This is a genomic window from Streptosporangium sp. NPDC049046 (genome assembly GCF_040649155.1).
Classification (GTDB): Bacteria; Actinomycetota; Actinomycetes; order Streptosporangiales; family Streptosporangiaceae; genus Streptosporangium.
Map to the genome: position 1 here is coordinate 129,055 of NZ_JBEZEZ010000022.1, position 20,904 is coordinate 149,958.

General features: G+C 67.8%; 25 protein-coding genes and 1 pseudogene. 10 read left to right on the top strand and 16 right to left on the bottom strand.

Annotation, left to right across the window (positions count from 1 at the left end; translation table 11 throughout):
* Positions 1–33: 33 nt before the first annotated feature.
* Positions 34–1,668, bottom strand: coding sequence for a ribosomal protection-like ABC-F family protein (abc-f, locus tag AB0B96_RS28570; protein ID WP_362903483.1), 1,635 nt, complete (start codon positions 1,666–1,668; stop codon positions 34–36).
* 485 nt (positions 1,669–2,153) lie between these two features.
* Between abc-f and AB0B96_RS28575 the strand changes: the two genes are divergently transcribed.
* The gene (locus AB0B96_RS28575; protein ID WP_350942265.1) at positions 2,154–2,948 is read left to right on the top strand and encodes an IclR family transcriptional regulator C-terminal domain-containing protein; all 795 of its coding nucleotides are present in this window, start codon (positions 2,154–2,156) and stop codon (positions 2,946–2,948) included.
* A 206-nt stretch (positions 2,949–3,154) separates the two neighbouring features.
* Here the strand turns inward: AB0B96_RS28575 and AB0B96_RS28580 are convergent, their stop codons facing one another.
* The 5 genes from AB0B96_RS28580 to AB0B96_RS28600 all read right to left on the bottom strand — a co-directional run bounded on the left by AB0B96_RS28580 (position 3,155) and on the right by AB0B96_RS28600 (position 7,505).
* Entirely contained in the window at positions 3,155–4,108 is a 954-nt protein-coding gene (locus AB0B96_RS28580; protein WP_362903485.1) for a zinc-binding dehydrogenase, read from the bottom strand.
* Positions 4,109–4,112: 4 nt separating this feature from the next.
* Complete coding sequence (locus AB0B96_RS28585) at positions 4,113–4,475, bottom strand: hypothetical protein (protein ID WP_350942267.1); 363 nt, start codon at positions 4,473–4,475, stop codon at positions 4,113–4,115.
* Entirely contained in the window at positions 4,472–5,335 is an 864-nt protein-coding gene (locus AB0B96_RS28590; protein WP_350942268.1) for an extradiol ring-cleavage dioxygenase, read from the bottom strand. The genes AB0B96_RS28585 and AB0B96_RS28590 overlap by 4 nt, the downstream gene beginning before the upstream one ends.
* Positions 5,336–5,366: 31 nt before the next feature.
* The gene (locus tag AB0B96_RS28595) at positions 5,367–6,191 is read right to left on the bottom strand and encodes a citryl-CoA lyase (RefSeq protein WP_362903488.1); all 825 of its coding nucleotides are present in this window, start codon (positions 6,189–6,191) and stop codon (positions 5,367–5,369) included.
* Positions 6,192–6,293: 102 nt separating this feature from the next.
* Positions 6,294–7,505 (bottom strand): CoA transferase, encoded by a 1,212-nt coding sequence (locus AB0B96_RS28600; RefSeq protein ID WP_362903490.1) that lies wholly within the window; start codon positions 7,503–7,505, stop codon positions 6,294–6,296.
* Positions 7,506–7,718: 213 nt separating this feature from the next.
* On the opposite strand from AB0B96_RS28600, the gene AB0B96_RS28605 reads away from it, so the two are divergent.
* A complete protein-coding gene (locus tag AB0B96_RS28605; protein ID WP_362903492.1) occupies positions 7,719–9,179 on the top strand; it encodes an amidohydrolase family protein in 1,461 nt (486 codons plus the stop codon).
* 169 nt (positions 9,180–9,348) lie between these two features.
* Here the strand turns inward: AB0B96_RS28605 and AB0B96_RS28610 are convergent, their stop codons facing one another.
* Positions 9,349–9,927, bottom strand: coding sequence for a YdeI/OmpD-associated family protein (locus AB0B96_RS28610; RefSeq protein ID WP_362903494.1), 579 nt, complete (start codon positions 9,925–9,927; stop codon positions 9,349–9,351).
* An 80-nt stretch (positions 9,928–10,007) separates the two neighbouring features.
* On the opposite strand from AB0B96_RS28610, the gene AB0B96_RS28615 reads away from it, so the two are divergent.
* Positions 10,008–10,889, top strand: a complete 882-nt coding sequence (locus AB0B96_RS28615; RefSeq protein WP_362903496.1) for a TIGR01777 family oxidoreductase — start codon at positions 10,008–10,010, stop codon at positions 10,887–10,889.
* A gap of 149 nt (positions 10,890–11,038) precedes the next feature.
* Here AB0B96_RS28615 and AB0B96_RS28620 read toward each other — a convergent pair whose 3' ends face one another.
* The gene (locus tag AB0B96_RS28620; protein ID WP_350942276.1) at positions 11,039–11,566 is read right to left on the bottom strand and encodes a pyridoxamine 5'-phosphate oxidase family protein; all 528 of its coding nucleotides are present in this window, start codon (positions 11,564–11,566) and stop codon (positions 11,039–11,041) included.
* Between the two features lie 422 nt (positions 11,567–11,988).
* Here AB0B96_RS28620 and AB0B96_RS28625 point away from each other — a divergent pair, with 422 nt between their 5' ends.
* Positions 11,989–13,884 carry an NAD(P)-binding domain-containing protein gene (locus tag AB0B96_RS28625; protein ID WP_362903499.1) on the top strand — a complete coding sequence of 632 codons (1,896 nt, stop codon included), beginning with the start codon at positions 11,989–11,991 and terminating at the stop codon, positions 13,882–13,884.
* Positions 13,881–14,471, top strand: a complete 591-nt coding sequence (locus AB0B96_RS28630) for a YdeI/OmpD-associated family protein (protein WP_362903501.1) — start codon at positions 13,881–13,883, stop codon at positions 14,469–14,471. Before AB0B96_RS28625 ends, AB0B96_RS28630 begins: the two co-directional genes overlap by 4 nt.
* A 121-nt stretch (positions 14,472–14,592) precedes the next feature.
* On the opposite strand, the gene AB0B96_RS28635 is transcribed toward AB0B96_RS28630, so the two are convergent.
* From AB0B96_RS28635 to AB0B96_RS28655, 5 genes and pseudogenes are all read right to left on the bottom strand, one after another.
* Positions 14,593–15,138: an AAA family ATPase gene (locus AB0B96_RS28635; RefSeq protein WP_362903503.1), complete on the bottom strand. Its 546-nt coding sequence runs from the start codon at positions 15,136–15,138 to the stop codon at positions 14,593–14,595.
* Between the two features lie 73 nt (positions 15,139–15,211).
* The gene (locus AB0B96_RS28640; protein ID WP_350942283.1) at positions 15,212–15,409 is read right to left on the bottom strand and encodes a DUF397 domain-containing protein; all 198 of its coding nucleotides are present in this window, start codon (positions 15,407–15,409) and stop codon (positions 15,212–15,214) included.
* A gap of 2 nt (positions 15,410–15,411) precedes the next feature.
* Positions 15,412–15,534 (bottom strand): annotated as a pseudogene (locus AB0B96_RS28645) (hypothetical protein); the annotation flags it as partial.
* A gap of 13 nt (positions 15,535–15,547) precedes the next feature.
* Positions 15,548–16,210, bottom strand: a complete 663-nt coding sequence (locus tag AB0B96_RS28650; protein WP_362903505.1) for a YdcF family protein — start codon at positions 16,208–16,210, stop codon at positions 15,548–15,550.
* Between the two features lie 7 nt (positions 16,211–16,217).
* Positions 16,218–16,988 carry a GntR family transcriptional regulator gene (locus tag AB0B96_RS28655; protein ID WP_350942286.1) on the bottom strand — a complete coding sequence of 257 codons (771 nt, stop codon included), beginning with the start codon at positions 16,986–16,988 and terminating at the stop codon, positions 16,218–16,220.
* A 233-nt stretch (positions 16,989–17,221) separates the two neighbouring features.
* Here AB0B96_RS28655 and AB0B96_RS28660 point away from each other — a divergent pair, with 233 nt between their 5' ends.
* Positions 17,222–17,449 carry a hypothetical protein gene (locus AB0B96_RS28660; RefSeq protein WP_362903507.1) on the top strand — a complete coding sequence of 76 codons (228 nt, stop codon included), beginning with the start codon at positions 17,222–17,224 and terminating at the stop codon, positions 17,447–17,449.
* Between the two features lie 106 nt (positions 17,450–17,555).
* Positions 17,556–17,831, top strand: coding sequence for a hypothetical protein (locus AB0B96_RS28665; RefSeq protein WP_350942290.1), 276 nt, complete (start codon positions 17,556–17,558; stop codon positions 17,829–17,831).
* 29 nt (positions 17,832–17,860) lie between these two features.
* Here AB0B96_RS28665 and AB0B96_RS28670 read toward each other — a convergent pair whose 3' ends face one another.
* The 3 genes from AB0B96_RS28670 to AB0B96_RS28680 all read right to left on the bottom strand — a co-directional run bounded on the left by AB0B96_RS28670 (position 17,861) and on the right by AB0B96_RS28680 (position 19,055).
* A complete protein-coding gene (locus tag AB0B96_RS28670; RefSeq protein WP_350943535.1) occupies positions 17,861–18,358 on the bottom strand; it encodes a recombinase family protein in 498 nt (165 codons plus the stop codon).
* A complete protein-coding gene (locus tag AB0B96_RS28675) occupies positions 18,352–18,483 on the bottom strand; it encodes a hypothetical protein (protein ID WP_350943576.1) in 132 nt (43 codons plus the stop codon). The genes AB0B96_RS28670 and AB0B96_RS28675 overlap by 7 nt, the downstream gene beginning before the upstream one ends.
* A 248-nt stretch (positions 18,484–18,731) precedes the next feature.
* Complete coding sequence (locus tag AB0B96_RS28680) at positions 18,732–19,055, bottom strand: hypothetical protein (protein WP_362903510.1); 324 nt, start codon at positions 19,053–19,055, stop codon at positions 18,732–18,734.
* A gap of 52 nt (positions 19,056–19,107) precedes the next feature.
* Here AB0B96_RS28680 and AB0B96_RS28685 point away from each other — a divergent pair, with 52 nt between their 5' ends.
* From AB0B96_RS28685 to AB0B96_RS28695, 3 genes are all read left to right on the top strand, one after another.
* Positions 19,108–19,467 carry a MerR family transcriptional regulator gene (locus tag AB0B96_RS28685; RefSeq protein WP_362903512.1) on the top strand — a complete coding sequence of 120 codons (360 nt, stop codon included), beginning with the start codon at positions 19,108–19,110 and terminating at the stop codon, positions 19,465–19,467.
* Positions 19,460–19,891, top strand: a complete 432-nt coding sequence (locus AB0B96_RS28690; protein WP_362903514.1) for an MmcQ/YjbR family DNA-binding protein — start codon at positions 19,460–19,462, stop codon at positions 19,889–19,891. The genes AB0B96_RS28685 and AB0B96_RS28690 overlap by 8 nt, the downstream gene beginning before the upstream one ends.
* A 190-nt stretch (positions 19,892–20,081) precedes the next feature.
* Positions 20,082–20,807 carry a DinB family protein gene (locus AB0B96_RS28695; RefSeq protein WP_350942295.1) on the top strand — a complete coding sequence of 242 codons (726 nt, stop codon included), beginning with the start codon at positions 20,082–20,084 and terminating at the stop codon, positions 20,805–20,807.
* The last annotated feature ends 97 nt before the right edge of the window (positions 20,808–20,904 follow it).

A 20,904-nucleotide genomic window follows, 5' to 3' on the forward strand; every position in this document is an offset into this window, starting at 1 on the left:
AGGGACGTGGGGGCATGTGCGGGCAGGGACCGTTCAGTCCGTCGGGGGTCCCGTCTCCAGCAGCCGGCCCTCGGAGAGCCGCAGCCAGCGGTCGATCCTGATCTCGGCGAGGAAGCGTTCGTCGTGGCTGACCACGACGAACGCGCCCTCGTAGGCGCTGAGCGCGCTCTCCAGCTGGCCGACGCTGACCAGGTCGAGGTTGTTGGTCGGTTCGTCCAGCAGCAGTAGCTGCGGTGCCGGTTCCGCGTACAGCACGCAGGCCAGGGTGGCGCGCAGGCGCTCACCGCCGGACAGCACCCCGACCGGCAGGTGAGCGCGGGCGCCACGGAACAGGAAGCGGGCGAGCAGGTTCATCCGCTGATCCTGCGGCATCACGGGGGCGAACGCGGCGAAGTTCTCCGCCACGGTGCGGCCGGGATCGAGCAGGTCCAGCCGTTGGGACAGGTAGGCGACCCGGCCGTCGGCCCGCCTGGCCTGACCGCCCTCCGGTTCGAGGTCACCGTTGATCAGACGCAGCAGGGTGGACTTGCCGGTGCCGTTGGAGCCGGTCAGCGCGATCCGCTCGGGTCCCCGGATCGTCAGGTCGGCGCCCTCTCCCGCGAACACTTCCCGCTCACCGTAGTGGACCCGCATCCCCCTCCCGAGAAAGACCGTGCGTCCCGCGGGGACGTTGGTGCCGGGCAGTTCCAGCGTGATCTTCTGCTCGTCGCGCAGTGCCCGGCCCGCCTCGTCGAGCCGGGCCTTGGCGTCGTTGACCCGCGCCGCGTGGGTCTCGTTCGCCTTTCCCGCCGACTCCTGGGCGTCGCGTTTCATCGTTCCCGCGAAGATCTTCGGCAGGCCGGCGTCCTTGAGGTTGCGGGCGGCGTTGCTCGCCCGGCGGGCCGCCCGCTCGCGGGCCTGCTGCATCTCCCGTTTCTCCCGCTTGACCTCCTGCTCGGCGTTGCGGACGTTCTTCTCCGCGACCTCCCTGGCGGCCCGGACGGACTCCTCGTAGGCGGTGAAGTCACCGCCGTAGGAGCGGACCTCGCCCCGGTCGAGTTCGGCGATGCGGTCCATGCGGTCCAGCAGCGCCCGGTCGTGACTGACGAGCAGCAGGCAGCCGTTCCAGTCTTCCAGCACGTCGTAGAGCTTGCGGCGCGCGTCCAGGTCGAGGTTGTTGGTCGGTTCGTCCAGCAGAAGGACGTCGGGCCGCTTCAGCAGCTGTGCCGCCAGGCCAAGAGAGATGATCTGGCCACCGCTGAGGGTGCGCAGGTGCCGGGTGAAGGAGATCTCCCCGAGGCCGAGCCGGTCCAGCTGGGCACGGGTGCGCTCCTCGATGTCCCAGTCGTCGCCGATCGTGGTGAAGTGCTCCTCGTCGGTGTCTCCGGACTCGATGGCGTCCAGGGCCCTGATCACCGGAGCGATCTCCAGGACTTCGGCCACGGTGAGGTCGCCGGTGAGCGGCAGGGTCTGCGGGAGGTAGCCGAGCACGCCCTCGACGGACACGCTTCCGCCGCCGGGCCGGTACTCCCCGGCGATCAGCTTGAGCAGGGTGCTCTTCCCCGCGCCGTTCGGTGCGACGAGGCCGGTACGGCCGGCACCCACGGTGAAGGACAGATCCTGGAAGACCGGGGTGTCGTCGGGCCAGGAGAAGGAAAGGTTCGAGCAGATGATGAACGCATCGGACATGCGAGAGACCTCGTGTGGGACGCGGGCGCGCGTCGGAGCCGCCCGGCGGGGATCGATGGGCTGACGACAGAGATGGCCACGGCGTCGGCGCTCCTACGCGCCCGCCGGTGGCCGATCACTTCCGGTATCACCCGGAGATGTCGTCGTCGCCTATCACGTCTGGTCTCCCTGATTCCCTGTCACTCGTAGCCCAGCATATTGGACGTGAAAGGGTGCGGGCGCGATGCCGTCACCCCGGGTCCCGCGGTCGACGGACGCGCCGGAGAATGGCTACTTGTCCGCCCAGCGAGCGAAGAGGGATGCGGTCGTCGACCGCCGGTCGGGTCGAGGTCACGATACGGCGGGAAGTCGTCTTCGCGGTGCCGCGCTACGTGGACATATAAGCTGGGTGGCGAATATGCCAGGCACTCACATAAATTGTCCGTATGCCGGTCCCCCTGCAGGGTGGATCGTCCGGTAACCACCCCATCGTGAGGAGTCCGTCAATGCCGCGGGAAGGCGTCGGACCGGATTTCATCGAGGCACTGGCCCGGGGGTTGGAGGTCGTCACCGCCTTCCAGCCCAACCGGCCGGTGATGTCACTGACCCAGGTGGCCACGGCGACCGGTCTGGCCAGGCCGACCACCCGCCGCATCCTGCTCACCCTCCAGGAGCTGGGTTACGTGCGTTCGTGCGAGGGAGGGTTCGCGCTCACCCCTCGGGTGCTGGACCTGGGGGTGGCCTACGTGCGTTCGATGGGGTTGTGGGACGTCGCCCGCCCGCACCTGGAAAGGCTCGTCGCCCGTACGGGTGAGTCGTGCTCGATCGCCCAGCTCGACGGCTCCGACATCGTCTACGTGGCACGGGTCGCGGTTCCCAAGATCGTGGGCCTGGCCGTGCAGATCGGCACCCGGTTTCCGGCGCAGGCGACGTCGCTGGGCAAGGTCTGCCTGGCCGCGCTCACCCCCGAGGAGGTGGAGCGCGTGCTGGCCGAGCCGTCCCGTTCCGGCATCGAACCGCGGCGGATCGGCCGCGAGGAGCTGGCCGCCGAGCTGCGCGAGGTCCGCGCGCGCGGCTGGGCGTTCACCGACGAGCAGCTCGCGCCGGGGATCCGTTCGGTCGCCGCGCCGCTGCGTGACGGGTCAGGACGCGTGATCGCCGGGATCAACGTGAACAGCCACGCCGCGGAGACCTCGCTGGAACGGCTCCTGGAGGAGCACCTTCCTCCGCTGCTCCAGACCGCCGGTGAGATCAGCGCGGACTTCGCCCGGCTGGAGACGGTGCCTCACGTGACCCGGTGACCCGGTGGTGCCCTGAGTGGCCCGGACCCGGACCCGGATCCGGATTCGGATTCGGAACCCGGTGGTGCCCCGGGTTATCCAGGGCCGAACCCGGACCCGGACGATCGTGTCCTGACCGTTCGTCCGGGGTTGTCGGGTCGATCAGGGCGTTCCGGAGTCGTCCGGGCTGTCTTGACCGTCCGGGCCGTCTGGGTCGTCCGGGCCGTTCAAGGGATGAGGACGATGCGGCCGGTCGCGGTGCCCTCGCGTTGGCGCCGCCACGCCTCCTCCGCCTCCCGCAGCGGCAGGCTCTCGTGGGTGACGGACAGGTTGCCGAGCAGGGCCTGTTCGGAGATGAGCGTGAGCGAGGCGGCGCGTTGCTCCGGGGTCAGCTCGTTGTTGGTGTAGCCGAGCAGGCGCAGTGATTTTCCGCGGAGGGTGGCCGAGTCGATCGGGCAGGTCTCGCTCGCCGAGCTGCCGAGGTTGACCAGCCTGCCGCCGGGACGCAGGGTGCGCGCGGCGGCCGCGGCCGGTACGCCGAACAGCGGGTCGAGCACCAGGTCGATTGGTCCGTCGGCGACGGCGGCGAAGCGCGCGGCCAGTTCGGCGACGTCCTCGGTGTCGAGCGTGACGACGGCGTCGGCACCGGCCAGCTCGGCCCGTTCCCTGGCGGCGGCGGACCGCGCGCCCGCGACGACCCTGCGGGCACCGGCGAGGCGGGCGAGCTGGACGGCCGCCTGGCCGACCACGCCACCGGCGCCGAGCACCAGGACCTGTTCTCCGGCGACCAGCTCACCGCGCCAGGTCAGGGCCTGGTGCGCGGCGATGGCCGACAGTCCCAGGGCGGCGATCGCCACCGGGTCGACTCCCGAGGGAAGTCTCACCAGACTGCCCTCGGGGACGCGGGCGACCTCGGCCATGCTCCCGTCCCCGGGGGCCATCCCCGCCGAGGTCGCGAACCACACCGGTTCGCCCTCGACGGTCCCGACCCCCTGCACACCCGGCACGTACGGGGTCCGTGGCCTGCCGAAGTAGGACGTGCCGCTCGCGCACAGCAGGTCGAGCGGGGTGACGGGGGCGGCCGTCACCTTGATCAGCGTCTCGCCCCGGACGGCCTCGGGCGCGTCCCGCTCGACCGGCACCGGGGGCCGGCCGGGTTCTTGGATCTCTATGGCGCGCATGGGCTCAGGTGGCGATGTCGGGATAGGGGAGCGCGAAGTGCGCGAGCCGTTGGGCGTACTGGAGCTGGAAACCGAGTGGCTCGTCGTGGTCGCGTTCGAACATCGCGATGAAGAGGGTGAGGGTGAGGAACGGGTGCGCCCCGAGTTCGAACAGCTTGGTGTAGTCGTGTTCGGTGAGCGCGGCGCGTTCGGTGTCGTCGAAGGAGAGCCAGGTGCTCGACTCGCCGTCGATGCAGTTGAGGATGCGGTTGGCCTGTTCTCTCTCCCACCACTCCACGGTGCCCCGGGGGTCCTCGCGGTAGCGTTCGACGAGTTCGGGGTCGCGGTCGACGGTGTAGAGGAACTTGTTCAGCAGGTACTTGCTCACTGGCCGACTCCGTTCGGGTACCAGGTGAAGTATGCCTCCATGGTGTGGAACAGGTCATAGGTGTCGACGTAGTCGGCCTTCTTGCCCTCGCCCGCGACGCCCATCATCAGCATGAAGTCCATGAAGCCGTGAGTGGCGTTGCCCGGCGCGTGCAGGCTGTCCAGCGTCACCTCCGACAGGCAGCCCTCAAGGTCACCGGTCGAGATCCATTCCACGGCGCGCCGGTCGAACTCCGGGTCGGGGCCGTGGGGGCCGAACTGCCGGGGGCCGCCCAGCTCCAGCGAGAGGTGCCCGGTGCCGATCACGGCGACCCTCATGTCCTGCGGCCAGGACTCCACCAGCTCGCGGATCGTCTTCCCGAGCTGTACGAAGCGCTTGGGCCTCGGCAGCGGCGGGGCGAAGATGTTGGTGTAGATCGGCACGATCGGCAGGTCGTTCTGCGGGCGCAGCGTGATGATCGGGCACGTGATCGAGTGGTCGATCCGCAGCTCGTTGGAGAACGCGAGGTCGAATCCCGCGTCCATACCCTCGCGCAGCAGGTAGGCCGAGAGGTCCTCCTGGCCTCTGAACAGCATGCGCGGCAGCCCGAACTCGCGTTCCTCGTTGTAGAAGTTGGCGTCGTAGAACGGTGCCTTGCCGATGAGGAACTGCGGCATGTTGTCCAGCCACAGCTGGTGGAAGTGGTCGGAGCCCACCATCACCAGCACGTCGGGACGCGCCTTGGTCAGGGTCTCGCGGAACGCCTCGACCTTGCGTACCCACTCGTCGGCGAACTCCGGGCGGTCGGCACCCGTCGCGGTGCTCGCCCGGTAGTAGAACGGGTGGTGCGTGGACGCGATCACCGCGACCAGCTCGGCCATGGGAACTCCTTGTCGTGCGGGGTGGGGGAGGTCAGGAAAGATCTTCTGGGGTGTACGGCACGGGCTCGACGGGCCGGTTGTTGAGGTCCACCGAGAGGAAGATGTCGTTGCCGACCGGGTTGCGTATCTCCTCGGCGAGCTGTCCGATCAGCCCGGCGGTCCTGGCGAGCAGGGCGAACCCGCGCAGCAGCTCCAGCGGCAGGCCCAGGTCGGCGAGCGCGGCGCCGCACACCCCGGCCCCGTTCAGCGGCAGCGTCCGGCCGAGCACCTGCGGATGCACCCGGCCGATCGCGGCGAACAGCGACAGGTGCGGCCCGAACAGATCCTCCTCGGTGGCGATCTCCATCAGCCGGGGGGTGCGCGGGTCGCCCTCCTTGTGGACGTGATGGCCGAGCCCGGGGACGAACTTCCCGGCGGCGCGCCGCTCCTGGACGGTCTTCAGGGCGAGGGCGTCCCAGCCGTCGTCGCCCTCCGGGAGGTCGCCGTCGACCGAGGTCAGCACGTCGTGCAGGAAGCGGCCGGTGTCCTCGGTGACGCCGAGGAACCTCGACCCGCCGCCCAGCAGGCCCGCCGCGAGCGCGCCCTGCACCGAGTCAGGTGCGGACAGGTAGGTGAGGCGGGTGACGATCGCGGTCGGGGTGAAGCCGTGGTCGGCGAGTGCGGCCAGGACGGCCTCGAACACCCGCACCTCGCCGCGCTCCGGCCGCCGCTGGGTCGCCAGCCAGAAGGCCAGCTCGCCGAATCCGACCTCGCCCATGACGTCGGCCGCCAGGTCGTGGCCGAGCAGGGTGATCTTCTTGAGGCTGGAGGCGCCGAGCGCGGTCGGGTACTCGGGACGGTCGATCCGTTCGGTCACGGTCGTTCTCCTTGGCGGGCGTCTCGCGTGGTTCGGTGCCGTGCTCGTCCGGTGCGGTCACGGTCGTCCTCCGTCGAGAACGTCTCGCGCGACTCGTCGGGCTCAGTCACGGTCGCTCTCCTTCGCGAGCCATTCACGCAGCTCAGCGCCGTGCTCGTCCAGTTCGGGCGGCGGCAGCCGGTAGCCGGCCGGGGTCCGCGAGAACCTTATGGGATGCCGCGTCGTCGGCACCGCCCGATCGTCCTCGCCGACCTCCACGATCGGGTCGAGCCCGAAGCGCTCGGCCATCGCGAACCCGCCGTCGATGGTGTTGATCGGGCCGCTGGGCACCCCGGCCTCCACCAGCAGGTCGAACCACTCGACCGCGCCCCGCGCGGCGAGTCGCTCGACGAGGATCGGACGTAGTTCGTCACGGCGTTCGGTGCGGTCGGCGTTGCGGGCGAACCGGGGGTCGTCGGCGATCTCCGGGATGCCCAGGACCTCGCACAGCCTGCGGAACTGGCCGTCGTTGGCGGCGGTGACGATCAGGTCGTTGTCGGCGGTCGGCAGCGGCTCGTACGGGAACACGCTGGGGTGGGCGTTGCCCATCCTGAAGGGGATCTCCCCGCCGGCGACGTAGGCGGAGCTGTGGTTGACCAGCCCGGTCAGCGCCGACGACAGGAGGTTCACCTCGACGTGCTGTCCCTGGCCGGTCGCGTCCCGGTGGCGCAGCGCGGCGAGGATGCCGATCACCGCGTGGTTGCCGGCCATCACGTCGAACACGGAGATCCCCGCGCGGTAGGGCGGCCCGTCCGGGTCCCCGGTGAGGCTCATCAGGCCGGAGATCGCCTGCACCATCAGGTCGTATCCGGGCACGTGGCGTCCCTCGCCGGAGCCGAAGCCGCTGATCGAGCCGTAGATCACGCCCGGGTTGGCCGCGCGGACGCTGTCGTAGTCGAGGCCGTACTTGGCGAGCCCGCCGGGCTTGAAGTTCTCCACCACCACGTCCGCCCTGCGGGCCAGCTCGCGGGCGAGCCCGGCGTCGGTCTCGTCGCGCAGGTTCAGTGCGATCGAACGTTTGCCGCGGTTCACGCCCAGGTAGTAGGTGGACACGTCACCGCGTACCGGTGGCGTCCACGAGCGCGTGTCGTCGCCACCGGGGCCCTCGACCTTCACCACCTCGGCGCCCAGGTCGGCGAGCAGCATGGTGGCGTACGGCCCGGCCAGCACCCGCGAGAAGTCCGCGACCAGCACCCCCGACAGCGGACCCGACGGCGCCGCCGACGGTGTCTCCGACGGCCCGCCGGTGCTCTCGTCCGGCGACGCAGCGCTCACTGACACCCAACCCCTCTCGTTGGTCCGCTCAATGGACATATGTCCGCTAACTCGATTCTGGCCAATTTACGTCATCCGTCAAGCGAGCCGCGCACGGAAACGATCTGTTGACAGCCGCAGCGTGAGGTACGACAGTACGGAGAAACATATTGACCGTAAGACGGACACACGTCCGGTCAGGTGATCTGGTATGTGCGGTAAGGAGTTCTGGTCATGAGCGAGCGGATTCGGTTCGAGCCAGGCCGGCCGGTGGTGCTGCGCGGAGGCACGGTGCTGCCGATGGACGACGGGCGCCGGGTTCTCACCGGCACCGACGTCCTCGTCGTCGGCGACCGGATCGCGGCCGTCGGGCCCGAGCTGTCCGTCCCCGAGGGCACCGCCGAGATCGACGCGACCGACGGCATCGTGATGCCCGGAATGATCGACACCCACCGGCACATGTGGCAGACCGCGATGCGCGGCTACGGCGCCGACTGGACCCTGACCCAGTACTTCATCTGGTACTACCTCGAACACGGCAAACTCTTCAGGCCCGAGGACGTCCACGCCGGCAACGTGCTGGCCGCGATCGAGGCGATCGACGCGGGCGTCACGACCGTCGTCGACTGGTCACACGGCCTGCAGACGGTGGACCACGCCGACGCCGCCGTGGACGCGCTGCGCTCGGTGCCCGGCCGGTTCGTCCTGGCGTACGGCAACATCCAGCAGGCGCCGGCCGAATGGACCGCCGCGCCGGAGTTCCGGGACTTCGTCCGGCGGCGGATCACCGGGGACGACATGCTCGGCTTCCAGCTCGCCTTCGACGTCACCGGCGACCCGTCCTTCCCCGAGCGGCCCGCCTTCGAGGTCGCCCGCGAACTCGGCGTCGCGGTCACCACCCACGCCGGCGTGTGGGGCGCCACCAGCGACGACGGCATCCGGCTCATGTACGACCACGGCTTCATGGGGGCCGAGACGGTGTACGTCCACGCCGCCTCGCTCTCCGCGGACTCCTACCACCGCATCGCGGCCACCGGCGGCTCCATCTCGATCTCCACCGAGAGCGAGCAGAGCGCGGGCCAGGGCTATCCGCCCACCTGGGCCATCCGGGCGCACGGCATCCCGGTCTCGCTCTCGATGGACACCAGCGTCTGGTGGAGCGGCGATCTCTTCTCCGCGATGCGCACCACGCTCGGCGCCGACCGTTCCCGCGAGCACATGGAGGCCCACGCCAAGGGGGACACCGTCACGCACTGCAACCTGCGTGCCGACCAGGTCGTGGACTGGGCCACCCGAGGCGGTGCGCGCGCCCTCGGCCGCGACGACGAGCTCGGTGCCCTGGAGGTGGGCCGCAAGGCCGACATCGTCCTGATCAAGAACGAGCACTCACCGGTCTCGTTCCCGATGCTCAACCCCTACGGCCACATCGCGTTCCAGGCGCAGCGCGGCGACGTGCACACCGTCCTCGTCGACGGCCGCGTCGTGAAGCACGAGCACCGCCTGCTCGGCATCGACCTGGCCGCCGCCCGCCAGCAGGTCGAGCGGACCGTCGACCACCTGCGGACGACGATGGGAGAGGAGGCGTGGCGGCAGGGCATGAACCCCGACGTCCCCCAGACCACCCTCCTCGACAATCCGTACACCTACACCGACTACCACAGCGACGTGACCCACTCCCTGCGGGAGTCCGAGTAGCGCCACCGCGATCCGGTCGGGTCACCGCGGGGTCCGGGAGTGACAGAGGGGGTCACTCCCGGAGGGGGCGTGTCGCTCAAGGGCGGGACGGATCCGGTGATTTCCCGCTCCCCGAATATCGGCGAGAGGTGAACGGATTCGGACGGCGACCAGGGGCGATAACGATTATTTATCGCGATTTTTCGCTCTTTGCGAGAGTTTCGAGGATTTTGTCGAGACGGACCTTCCTGTTCTCCGGTGTGAGCGCCTGGAGCAACGGCAGGATCACCAGGTAACGCCCGGTCTTGTCGAGCGCCTCGAACGCCTTCCTGGCATCCGGATCCGCGTCCAGCGCCGCCGCGAGATCGGGGGGCACCGTCGCGGTCTTCTGTGACTCGTACGCCACCGCCCACCGCCCGTCCTCCTGCGCCTTGCGCACCTCGGCGAGGCCGGGCTCGCGCATCCGTCCCTCGGCGGTCAGCATCGCGACCTTGTCGACGTTCACCTGCGACCACAGGCTCCTGGGGCGGCGCGGCACGTACTTCTGCAGGTAGTACCGCTCGTCGAGAGACAGTCGCTGCCCGGATATCCAGCCGTAGCACAATCCGACATCGACCAGCTCGTCGGAAGTGACCGTTGGAATACCCGTTTTCTTCTTGGCCAATTTGACCCACAGGCCCTCGTGGCGTGTGTGATTCTCGGCAAGCCAGCTCTCGAACGCCTCGGCGTCCGAGAAGGCGATGATTTCCACTCCGTCGCGCTCATCCATATGGATCAGGTTATCGCCCCCGCTGTCGGTCTCGGTGCCGTATTGACGCGCGACAATGCGGGCGAAGTAATGTGGTTCATATGCTGATCGTCGTCGCGGGATCAACCGGTCTTATCGGCAGGGCAATCGTTTCCGAGCTTCGCGAAGCGGGCCACAAGGTGCGCAGACTCGTACGACGCGAACCAGCGGCGCAGGACGAGCACCGATGGGATCCACCGTCCGGCACGATTCCGCGAGACGCGTTCGACGGCGTCGACGCCGTGATCAACCTGTGTGGCTCGTCGGTCCAGGGGCGCTGGAACGCGGAGCGGAAGCGACGCATCCGTGCCAGCCGCATCGAGCCTGCCAGGACGCTCGCCGAAGCCGTCGCCGAGTACGGCATCCCCACCCTGCTCAACGCGTCCAGCCTGAGCTTCTACGGCAACACCGGAGACGACGTCGCCGACGAGACGTCGGGCCTGGGCCGCGGCTTCCTCGCCGAGATGGTCGTCGACTGGGAGGCCGCGACCACGGTGGCGCGCGACGCGGGCAGCCGGGTCGTGCTGCTGCGCACCGGCCTCGTACTGTCGTCCGACGGCGGCCTGCTCAGCCTGCTCAGGCCGCCGATCCGGCTCGGAGTGGGCGGGCGACTCGGCGACGGCAGGCAGTACGTGGCGTGGATCAGCCTGCCGGACGAGGTCGCCGCCATCCGCTTCCTCCTGGAGAACCCGGACATCTCTGGACCGGTCAATCTGTGCGCGCCGGAACCCGTGACCAACGGCGAGTTCACCAAGGCGCTGGGCCGGGCACTCCATCGGCCCGTGTATCTGCCGGTACCGAAGGCGGTGGTGCGTGCCGTGCTCGGGGAATCGGCCGACGAGCTGGCGCTCATCAGCCTGCGCGCGGTTCCGCGGGTCCTGTGCGAGGCGGGCTTCACGTTCCGGCACGTCGATTTCGACGCCGCGCTCGCGGACGTCCTGTGAGACGCGGGGCGTCCGGCCTCCGGTGAGACGCCGGGTGTGTCGGCCTCCCGTGAGATGCCGGGCTTGCCGGCCTCCGGTGCTCGCCGACGTTCTGTGAGAGGCCGGGATCACGCCGTGGGCGCCGGCGTTCGGACGCGTAGCGGTCGCCGTCAGGCCGGGGAGACGGTGAAGCGGTAGCCGGTCTGCGCGTGCGGTTCCTTTCCGAACGCGAGCACCTTGGCCGGCTCGACGCGGAACACGATCGCGGGGTGGCCCGCGACCTGGGCGACATCGTCGATGAGCTCCAGGCTCCAGCTGTTGTGCGCGCCGTACTTCGCGTCGAAGGCGTCGACGATCCCCGGCAGAGCCTCGGGGGCGGTGATCTCGGTGGCCGTGCCCTCGACGACGATGTCGAGTCCCTTGGTCCAGAGGTTGTTCCCCGTCGTCAGCGCGACCTTTCCGCTGTGCTCAAGGTTGCGCATCTTCTGCTCGATCGAAGCGGTGGTGAAGTACATGGCGTCGTCGTGCCACACCGCGACCACCGGGGTCACGTGGGGGCGGCCGTCGACGCGGACGGTCGTCAGCCAGAAAAGCTCGGCCGTCTCCAGCACGCCCAGGGTCTCCTGCCACGACGTGGGCTCCACCCCCGGCTCGCTGTAACGCACGTCCAGTTTCGCCTCGGGATAAGTGACGGACATCGTTTTTCCTTTCTGCGACGCAGGGGCCGTCTCGGTGAGGGGAGATTTTCCCGGCGCCGGATAGGTGATGGATGATGTTCCGATCACGAGGCTACGTCCGCGGTCGCGGGCGGGCAATGACGTCGTAATAAGGGGTCTCTCTCGCATCGATCAGGCTCCGTGGTGACCTTAATTCGCCACCCGTGATGAGCAGGGGCGTCGCGAGTCCAATAAGAGGTTGTTCCGTTATTCAATAAGCAACCCTTATGGGGTGTCCGTTGTCCGAAAGGTGTTACCGGCATAACCTGATCGCAGGTAAACGTAAACGCCGTGGACGGTTGAGTGAAAGGGTGACGCGAAATCCGGGGATATGGCCTCGTGTTTCGCAGCGGCACGGTGAGGTGGGTGCGACCGGGAAACCGATCCCAAGAAGGAAGGGAATCATGGAGGACGTCTGTATTATCGGAGCGGGATCATCAGGTATCGCCACCTGTCAGGTCCTGCACGAGCGCGGTATCGCCTTCGACTGTTACGAGGCCGGCTCCGAAATCGGGGGCAACTGGCGCTATCTCAACGACAACGGCCTGTCCTCGGGCTACCGGTCGCTGCACATCAACACCTCCCGACACCTGACGGAGTACCGCAGCTACCCCATGCCGGACCACTATCCGGCCTATCCCACCCACTACCAGATGGCGCGCTACTTCGACGATTTCGTCGACCACTTCGGCTTCCGTGACGCGATCATCTTCCGTACCGAGGTCACCCGCGTCGAACCGGCCGAGGGCGGCGGCTGGCACGTGACCGCGCGCAACCGCGACACCGGCGCCGAGACCACCCGCCACTACCGGGCGGTGGTGGTGGCGAACGGACACCACTCGACCCCCCGCTACCCCGAGCCGGCCTTCCCCGGCGCGGACACCTTCACGGGCATCCAGACCCATTCGCACTACTACAAGGTCCCCGACGAGTACGCCGGCAAGCGGGTGCTCGTGCTCGGCCTCGGCAACTCGGCGTCGGACATCGCGGTGGAGACCTCCACCGTCTCCGAGCGCACCTTCATGGCGATGCGCCGCGGGGGATACGTCTTCCCCAAGTTCATGTTCGGCAAGCCCAGCGACGACCTCATCAGCCCCTTCCTCACCACGGTGCTGCCGAGGGAGATGCAGCGGTGGATCATGGCGGGCCTGCTGCGCCTCACGGTCGGCAAGGTCACCGACTACGGGCTGCCGGAGCCGGGCCACAAGCTGTTCAACTCCCACCCGACCGTCTCCGAGTCCCTGCTGCCCCGCCTCGGCCACGGCGACATCACCGTGAAGCCGAACATCGCCCGTTTCGACGGTGACACGGTGCACTTCGTCGACGGCAGCAGCGAGGTGATCGACGCGGTCATCTACAGCACCGGGTACAAGATCAACTTCCCGTTCCTGGACGAGAGCGTGATCGCCCCCACCGACAACGACGTCTCCCTGTTCCACCGCGTGGTCGACCCCAACCACCCCGGCCTGTACTTCATCGGCCTCTTCCAGCCCCTGGGCGCGACCACGGTGCTGTCCGAGGCGCAGTCCCACTGGGTGGCCGACCTGCTGGACGGCAGCGCCGCGCTGCCCTCGCCCGAGCGGATGCGCCGGGAGATCGACCAGTACAAGGAGAGGCTCGCCAAGCGCTACGTGACGTCCAAGCGGCACACCATGCAGGTGGACCACTATCCCTACCTGGCCGAACTGCGCCGCGCCCGGCGCGACGGGGCCCGGCGCGCACCGGCGGCGGCCAAGGCCGAGGCCAGGCTCAAGGCGAAGGCCGCCGCGAACGGGCTTCCCGAGGGCTACGAGCCCGAGGAGGTGTCGATCTGGATCGACGCCGATCCGCACGTGGTGTGGGACCTCATCAGCGACGTGACGCGGATGGGACAGTGGAGTCCCGAATGCCGTCGATGCTTCTGGATCGGCGGCAGGCGCGGGGTCGGCGCACGCTTCGTCGGGATCAACCGCCGCGGCTGGGTCACCTGGGTCACCACCAACGAGGTCGAGCAGGCGGAGCCGGGCAAGTCCTTCGCGTTCCGTACCGCCACCAACGGCGTGCGCTGGAGCTACCGGCTGGAGCAGGACGGCGGCGGCACCCTTCTCACCGAGCGGTGGGACGTCTCCGGGCAGAGCGCCGGGCAGCGCAAGCGCACCGCGTCCTTCGCCAACCTGGCGCTCGGCGGCTACGAAGGGCACACCGAAGAGCTGCGCGACGGCATCCACAAGACCCTGGAGCGGGTCAAGGCCGCCGCCGAACAGCTGAGCCGATCCACCGAGGTCAAGGCCGGAGGTCTGCACGTCGAGGGTGTTCGATGACGGACGAGAACCTGCGCTTCGCCTCGGTCGAGGAGTTCGCCACCTGGCTGGAGGCGAACCACCGGACCGCGGACGAGGTCTGGGTCGCCCTGCCGAAGAAGGGGACGCCGGTGCCCTCGGTCACCAGGTCCCAGGCCCTGGACGTGGCCCTGTGCTACGGCTGGATCGACGGCAAGGCATTCTCCGGAAACTCGCCGGACGGCTGGTGGGCCCAGCGCTTCTCCCCGCGCAGGGCCCGCAGCTCGTGGTCGAAGATCAACTGTGCCAAGGTCGAGAAGCTCGTCGCGGCGGGCCGGATGCGAGCGGCCGGGCTCGAACAGATCGAGCTCGCCAAGGCCGACGGCCGCTGGGCCGCGGCCTACGCCCCGGCGAGCACGGCCGAGGTCCCACCCGACCTGCGGGCGGCGCTCGACGCCTCTCCCACCGCGGCGGCCGCCTTCGCCGCCCTCAGCAGAAGCAACGGCTACCAGATCCTGCTCACCGTCGAGAAAGCGAGGAAGGCCGAGACCAGGGCACGCAGGATCGCCGACTACGTCGAACGCCTCGAAGCCGGGGAGCCACTCCACGGCCCCCGAAGAAAACCGTGACGCCTCCCCACGCCGCGACCTTGCGGGTGGAGGGCCCGACCGACCACCGTGGGTGGAGGGTCCGCCCGATCACCGTGGGGGGAACGTCTGACCGACCACCGTGGGTGGAGCGTCTGACCGATCACCGAACCTCGGCCTCGGCCCCCGCCCGTTCGACGATCTCGTCCACGGTCTCCTCGGGGGTCTGGTCGGAGGTGTCGAGCCAGAGGCCGAGGCGGGGGGTCGTGGTACGCAGGCCCTCGTCGAGGAGGTCGATGGTCCACCGGTCGTAGGCCTCCTTGCCCCGGGCCGCCTCGCGGGCGGCGACGGCCTCGGGGCGCGGGGCGAGCACGACGACGAACAACGGTCGCCGCCGGATGAGCCCGGTCATCTCGGCGAGGTGGTCGCCGAGGACGACATCCTGGGCGACCACCGTGAACCCGTCCTCGGCGTACGCGTCGCAGGTGGCCGCCGTCAGCCGGTACCGCAACCGCAGTTGCCGCACCGCCTCGGCGGACGGGTCGGGCGTCATGTCGGCCCGGCCGTTGACCACCATGCGGCGGAACAGGTCGCCCCGGACGTGCACCGAACGCGGCAACCGCTCGGCCAGCATCTGTGCGACGGTCGACTTCCCTGCGGCCTGGATCCCGGTGACGAGAACGACGGCCTGCGGGGGTATGGGGCTCATGAATGTCCTTTGTCGCGCTGTGGTGGTAGAAAACCTCGTACGTCTGCGGTCGTGTCCGCCGTACGGGGGCGAGTCAGAAATCGCCGTCGCGGACGCCCGCGAGGAAGTCGCGCCATGCCTTCGGAGTGAAGGTGAGCGCGGGGCCGGACGGGTCCTTGCTGTCGCGGACGGCGACAAGGCCCGGCAGGTTCGTCGCCACCTCGACGCATGCGTCGCCGCTGTTGCTGTAGCTGGACTTGCGGAACTCAGCGCCGAGCAGATCAGAGGACATGGCTACTCCTTCATGGCCGCGGCGATCATCGCTTGCGATGCGTCAGGGGCGAGCGCTGCATTACGAATACGATTAAAAGACATTTTATAGAGCGTTATGTGCTCTGATTTCTCAACATACACGTCCCCGGCGGTTCCCTTATGATCGGCTCGGTGTCAGCCTGCTCGTGTAGCCTGCCACGACAAGACGATCGTACGCGCTTCGTACTTCGTCAGACATTTCTTGCGGTATGGCAAACCCCAGTTCGGCATACTTGCTGATGCGCTGAGTGTCGCCGACGATCATATTGGCGACCCGATCGGCGTCCCCGATCGCGCCGATGTAATCCGCCAGCGGCAAGGATGCGGACGCGCACGTGACCTCCACCTCGGGCCACAGCTTCTTGCAGGTCGCGTACGCTCGTCTCTGCTGGTAGGGGCGCGAGACAAGAGTGACGGACGAGACGCCTATGCCGTGATCCGCAAGCAGCGTACGGGTGAACTCGATGTTCTGTCCCGTGTTGGTCGCTCTCGTCTCGACAAGGATCCTGTCTACGGGAACGCCCAGCCTGACGGCCTCTTCCCGATAGTGAACCGCTTCGCCGCGAGGGAATCGCTCGATCGTCGTCGGCGCGTTGGCGCCGGTAAAGACAATGCGTGGGAAAAATCCCTTCCCGAAGAGTTCGGCGGCGAAGACGGCCACTCCTATGTCGTGGCTCCCCAGGCCGATCCCGATATCGGAATGCCGTGGTTCGTGGTGCATGTTGTGGTAATCCCACAGGATTTCGAGATCTTCCAGAATGTTTTCAGACAGAGATTCCATTTCCGGCCTATTCTGGGATCTTGAAGTTGTAAGACCATTCGAAGCGCGTGGCCGCATGGACACCGCGAGCGAATTCCACGACCTGTCCGTCCCGCGTGGTGGTCATGCGCCTGAGCACCACCACAGGTTCGCCTACGGGAAGCTGTAGTTCTCGCACCTCCTCAGGTGTCGGCATGCGAGCGTGAAGAGACTCGGTGATGGCGTCCGGCTCGAAACCCTGAATGGTCAGCACCGCGAAGCCGCCGCCGTGGCCTGCGGGTCCCGGAGCGGGGTTGACCAGAGGAGTGCCTTCCACGTGATCAGGGCGATAGAAGCTGGTAAGAGCGTGTGTGGGTACGCCCTCTTCTCTCACCAGGCGTGCTCGCTCGTAAACGGGTGCTCCGACGGGCAGTCCGAGCGCGGCGGCGACTTCGGGATCCGCCTCCACCAGACGAACACGATTGCTCTGATCACCGGGCGCCCAGGCGCGTCCTGAGGCTTCCCTGTCCGCTGCGAAAGCCACGAGACCGAACTTCCACTTGCTCTTGGCGTAGCGCTCCGCGCCCAGTCGTTTCATCGCGGGCTGACGGCGAATCACCGTCCCCCTGCGCCGTACCACCGTGACGAGCCCTTCGGCTTCGAGGAGGCGGACCGCTTGGCGGATCGTCTTGACGTTGACGGTGAACTCGTCCGCGAGTTCCTGATGCTTGGGCAAGGTGCCGGTTGTGTCCTGTGGATATGTGCCGTCTTCGATGCGAGTGCGCAGCACGTGGGCCAACTCGCGGTATCCGATGCTCATACGACTCCTCACCTCGGTCGCCGAACAAGGCCGACTCCGCCTCGGCAGCTCCGATCTCAACGAATAGTGCCATCTCTATTGACAGAAGACTACTCTCGTCCTTCGATAAGGGTAGCACTATTCGTTGACCAGTCGTAATGCACCATTTAGGTCTTTCCCATCCCATAAGGCGGACCCGTCCGACGCTGCACACGTCCGGACGGGTCCTAGAGCGGACTGCGGAGGTCCGATCCATGGAAGATGCTAGAACTACTAACCCCAAATCGACCATTCCCGGCTGGCGGGTGATTCTCAGTGACAAGGGACGGCTGTGGGCGTCCCGCGTCCTTCCGTTCACCGACGCCGAGACGGACGTGGGTGCGGACCGTACGGTCGACGCCGACACCCTCGACGAGCTGCGGGCCGAGGTCGATCGGCACGAGGCCATCGCCCGGGAGGCGGCAGGGCGGGTGACATCGTGATCGGGCGCCGATCCCGCGCTGCAGGGCAGCACCACGACGGCCTGGCCCTCGCTTCCGTCCTCAATCGCTCGTCTCACCCGTACCGGAACGTGCCGAGGTGATCGCGATGAGAGGAGCAGCGCAGGTCGCCGTTGTCGTGAGTGCGTCCGAGGAGCGCCAGCGCGCCGCGCTTGAGCAGACCTTCTCCGAGTGGCGCATCGTCCATGACCTCCTTCCCGACCGCTGGACGGCCCTTCGGCGTCGGCCGCTCACCGACCGGGAGGTGAAGGCGGGCATCAGATGCATGATCATTCGATCTTCGCCTGAACGGCTGGTCACGGCACTGGTCCGCCAGGTGCAGATCGCGCTCAGCCTGAACACCGGTCACTCACCCGGCGCCTGAGTCGGCGCGGCGGTACGAGAGCATCCTTCTCACCGGCGGGGGGCGAGCAGTAATGGAACGGTCAGTGGCGTTAGCGAGGCGTCGGGGCGCGGCTTACCGCCACTGGCCGTTCCGATCCGGCTGGTTGCTGGGGCGGCCTGCGAATCCTTGGTGTCTGGGAGGGTCTTGTGGACGACGCCGATGGAGACCTTGACGCCAGCGGCGATGGTGCGGATGGCGGCGCGTTTGTCGTCGTCAACCACGGGCCAGCGGCCGCTGACCCGATTGCGGCGGCGGGCCGCCTCCAAGCCGTCCTTGGTTTTGCGGACGATGTCGCGGCGCCGGTCCTCGGACAGGGCCAGATTGAGAATCAGGGAGCGCTCGGTGTGCTTGCCGGCCGCGATTCGCTTCAGCACCTTAACCGCGATGCCGCGCTGGAACAGGTTGTTGAGGGCGATGAGCCCTTCGAGGAGGTTGCGGCCGAGGCGGTCGACCTCCTGGACGCACAGCATGTCCCCATAACGGATGTAGGACAGCGTGTTCAGCAGCGCGGGCCGGTCTTGCCGCTGGCCTTCTCCTCGAAGACCTTCAGGTAAATCGGGTCGATGGCGTCGTGCTGGCGTTGGGTCTTCTGCTTGTCGGTGCTGACCCGGACCAGGCCGATGAGCGCCACGGTGACCGTCTTCCGTTCATCAAACGCCCTGCATGAGGTAGATGAACCGCACCGGAAAATGAACGGCAAAATGAACGCTCGGACCAGGCGCGGCGGCACCCCGGACGTACTTTCGCCGACGTTCGTCAAACGACCGTTAGATGAACACGCCGGACACGGCTACGGAAGGTCGTCTGCGTCTGGAATCCACCGCGCCCCGATCTGCCGCCCGGCATCGGCGCGCCTGGCCAGCTTCGCACGGGGAGCGTTCAGCTTGCCGCAGGGTGGAAGGCCACCGCCCAGACGGGGCCGGTGTGTCCGGTAAGGGGGTCGCCGACGGGCTGGCCGGTGGCGGTGTCCCATAGCCGCACCGTCTCGTCGTCGGCGGCGGTGGCGAGGAGGTGTCCGTCCTGCGGGTGGAAGCTCAAGTTGAGTGCGTCCGGCACCAGGTCGGCTGTGCCAGACCAGATGCTGGTGGACGGCTTGTCGAGGTGAAAGTGCTCGACGTTGAGACCGACGTAGACGGCGACCTTGGCGCCGCCAGGCCACTGGATGGGAGGCCGCTCAGTGATGGGGCTGTAGTCGAAGATCATGCCGCCACGGTAGAGCTAACATCAATGTCAGGTTCAAGCCCGAGGAGGTGTGATGCGAATCGGCGAACTGGCACGCCGCACCGGGGTGAGCGAGCGATCACTGCGCTACTACGAGCAGCAGGACCTCCTGGCGGCCGACCGCACTCAGGGAGGCCAGCGGGACTACCCAGAGCAGGCAGTAGACCGAGTGATCCGCATCCAGGAGCTGTTCGCAGCCGGACTGCACAGCAAGAAGATCGCCCAGCTGCTCCCATGCATGTGGGACACCGACGGCGGCCCGTCACAAATCGCCGCGCCGCAACTGGTCGACGACCTCGTCGCGGAACGGGACCGCATCGATCGGATGATGGTCGAACTGGCCAACTCGCGGGACGTGCTCGACGAGGTGATCAAGGCGGCAGACCATGTCTGACAGCCCCGACGTCCCAGCCCACATCCTCGATCGGCTGCGCACGATCTGCCTCGTACTCCCCGAGGTCCACGAACAACAAGCCTGGGTGGGAAGACGCTGGCGGATCCGCACGAAGACGTTCGCGCACGTGCTCTGCATCACCGACGACTACCCACCTCTGCACAGCCGCGAAGCCCCACTGGTCGGCGACGCCACCGTCCTCACCTTCCGCGCCGCGGGCGAAGAATTACACGCACTGTCCAACAGCGGACTCCCGTTCTACAAGCCGCGCTGGCACCCCCAGGTAGTAGGCATGATCATCGAGGACACCGCGGACTGGGGAGAGATAAGCGAGCTACTCACCGAGAGCTACTGCCTGCTGGCACCGCGGAAACTGGTGACACAGGTAGGTCGGCCAGGTTCCGCAACCGACGAACAGGACTGAAGAACACCAAGCTCGGCTACGCGGTGAAGGAAATGATCGGGGGCATCGAATACTGGACCCGCTAAGGCTTCGCCGTGGAAACGCCCGTCGACCTCGTCACCAAGCCCGCTGACCCCTCACCGCCCCCTCCACGCCGTGACCTGCGCATGCTGACAGAGGCTTGTCGGTGCTCGGACCTATCATCCGGAGCATGAACATGAAGCGGTACGTCGAAGAGGATCTGCACGGTGCGGAGTTCCGCGAGTGCGACCTAACCGGGGCACGCCTGATCGGCGTCGTCATGCAGGATGCCGTGATCGACGGGCTCATCACCAACCTCGTGGTAAACGGCGTCGAGGTCACTGAGTACGTCGAGGCAGAGCTCGACCGGCGTCATCCGGTGCGGGTGCTGATCCGCTCCGAGGACCCCGCCGATCTGCGCGAGGCATCGCGTCAGCTCCGTGCCGCCTGGGCCGCCACGATCGAGCGGATCCGCCGCACGCCCGGCATCGAGCGCCGCAGCGTCAACGACGAGTGGTCGGCGGTGCAGACGATGCGCCACTTGGTCTTCGTCCACGACTCGTGGTTCCGCCGCTGCTGCCTGGGCTCCACGGAGCTGTTCACACCGATGGGCATCGGGCCGACCGTGGAGCCCTACCGTGAGGCGCACGGGCTTGACCTCTCGCTCGATCCGGCCCTCGACGAGATCGTGAGCGTGCGTGACGCACAGGCCGCCGAGCTCGAGGCCTGGCTCGACGAGGTCACCGCTGAGCGGCTCGCGGCGCGAGCGCCGGTGCCCGACGACGACGTCTGGCCGCCGTACGCGCGGGGCCGCTCGGTGCGCCAGTGCCTGGGCACGGTGCTCAACGAGACCTTTGAGCACCACGGCTTCTGCGTCCGCGACCTCGACCTGATCGAGGCACAGGACGCTGAGTAGGGCCGCTAGGTCCTGTTTTGTGGATCACCTGAGCCAGAGCAGTAGACAGGCGATGGTCACGGCTGATCGGTAGTGGGCGGCGAGCTTGTCGTAGCGG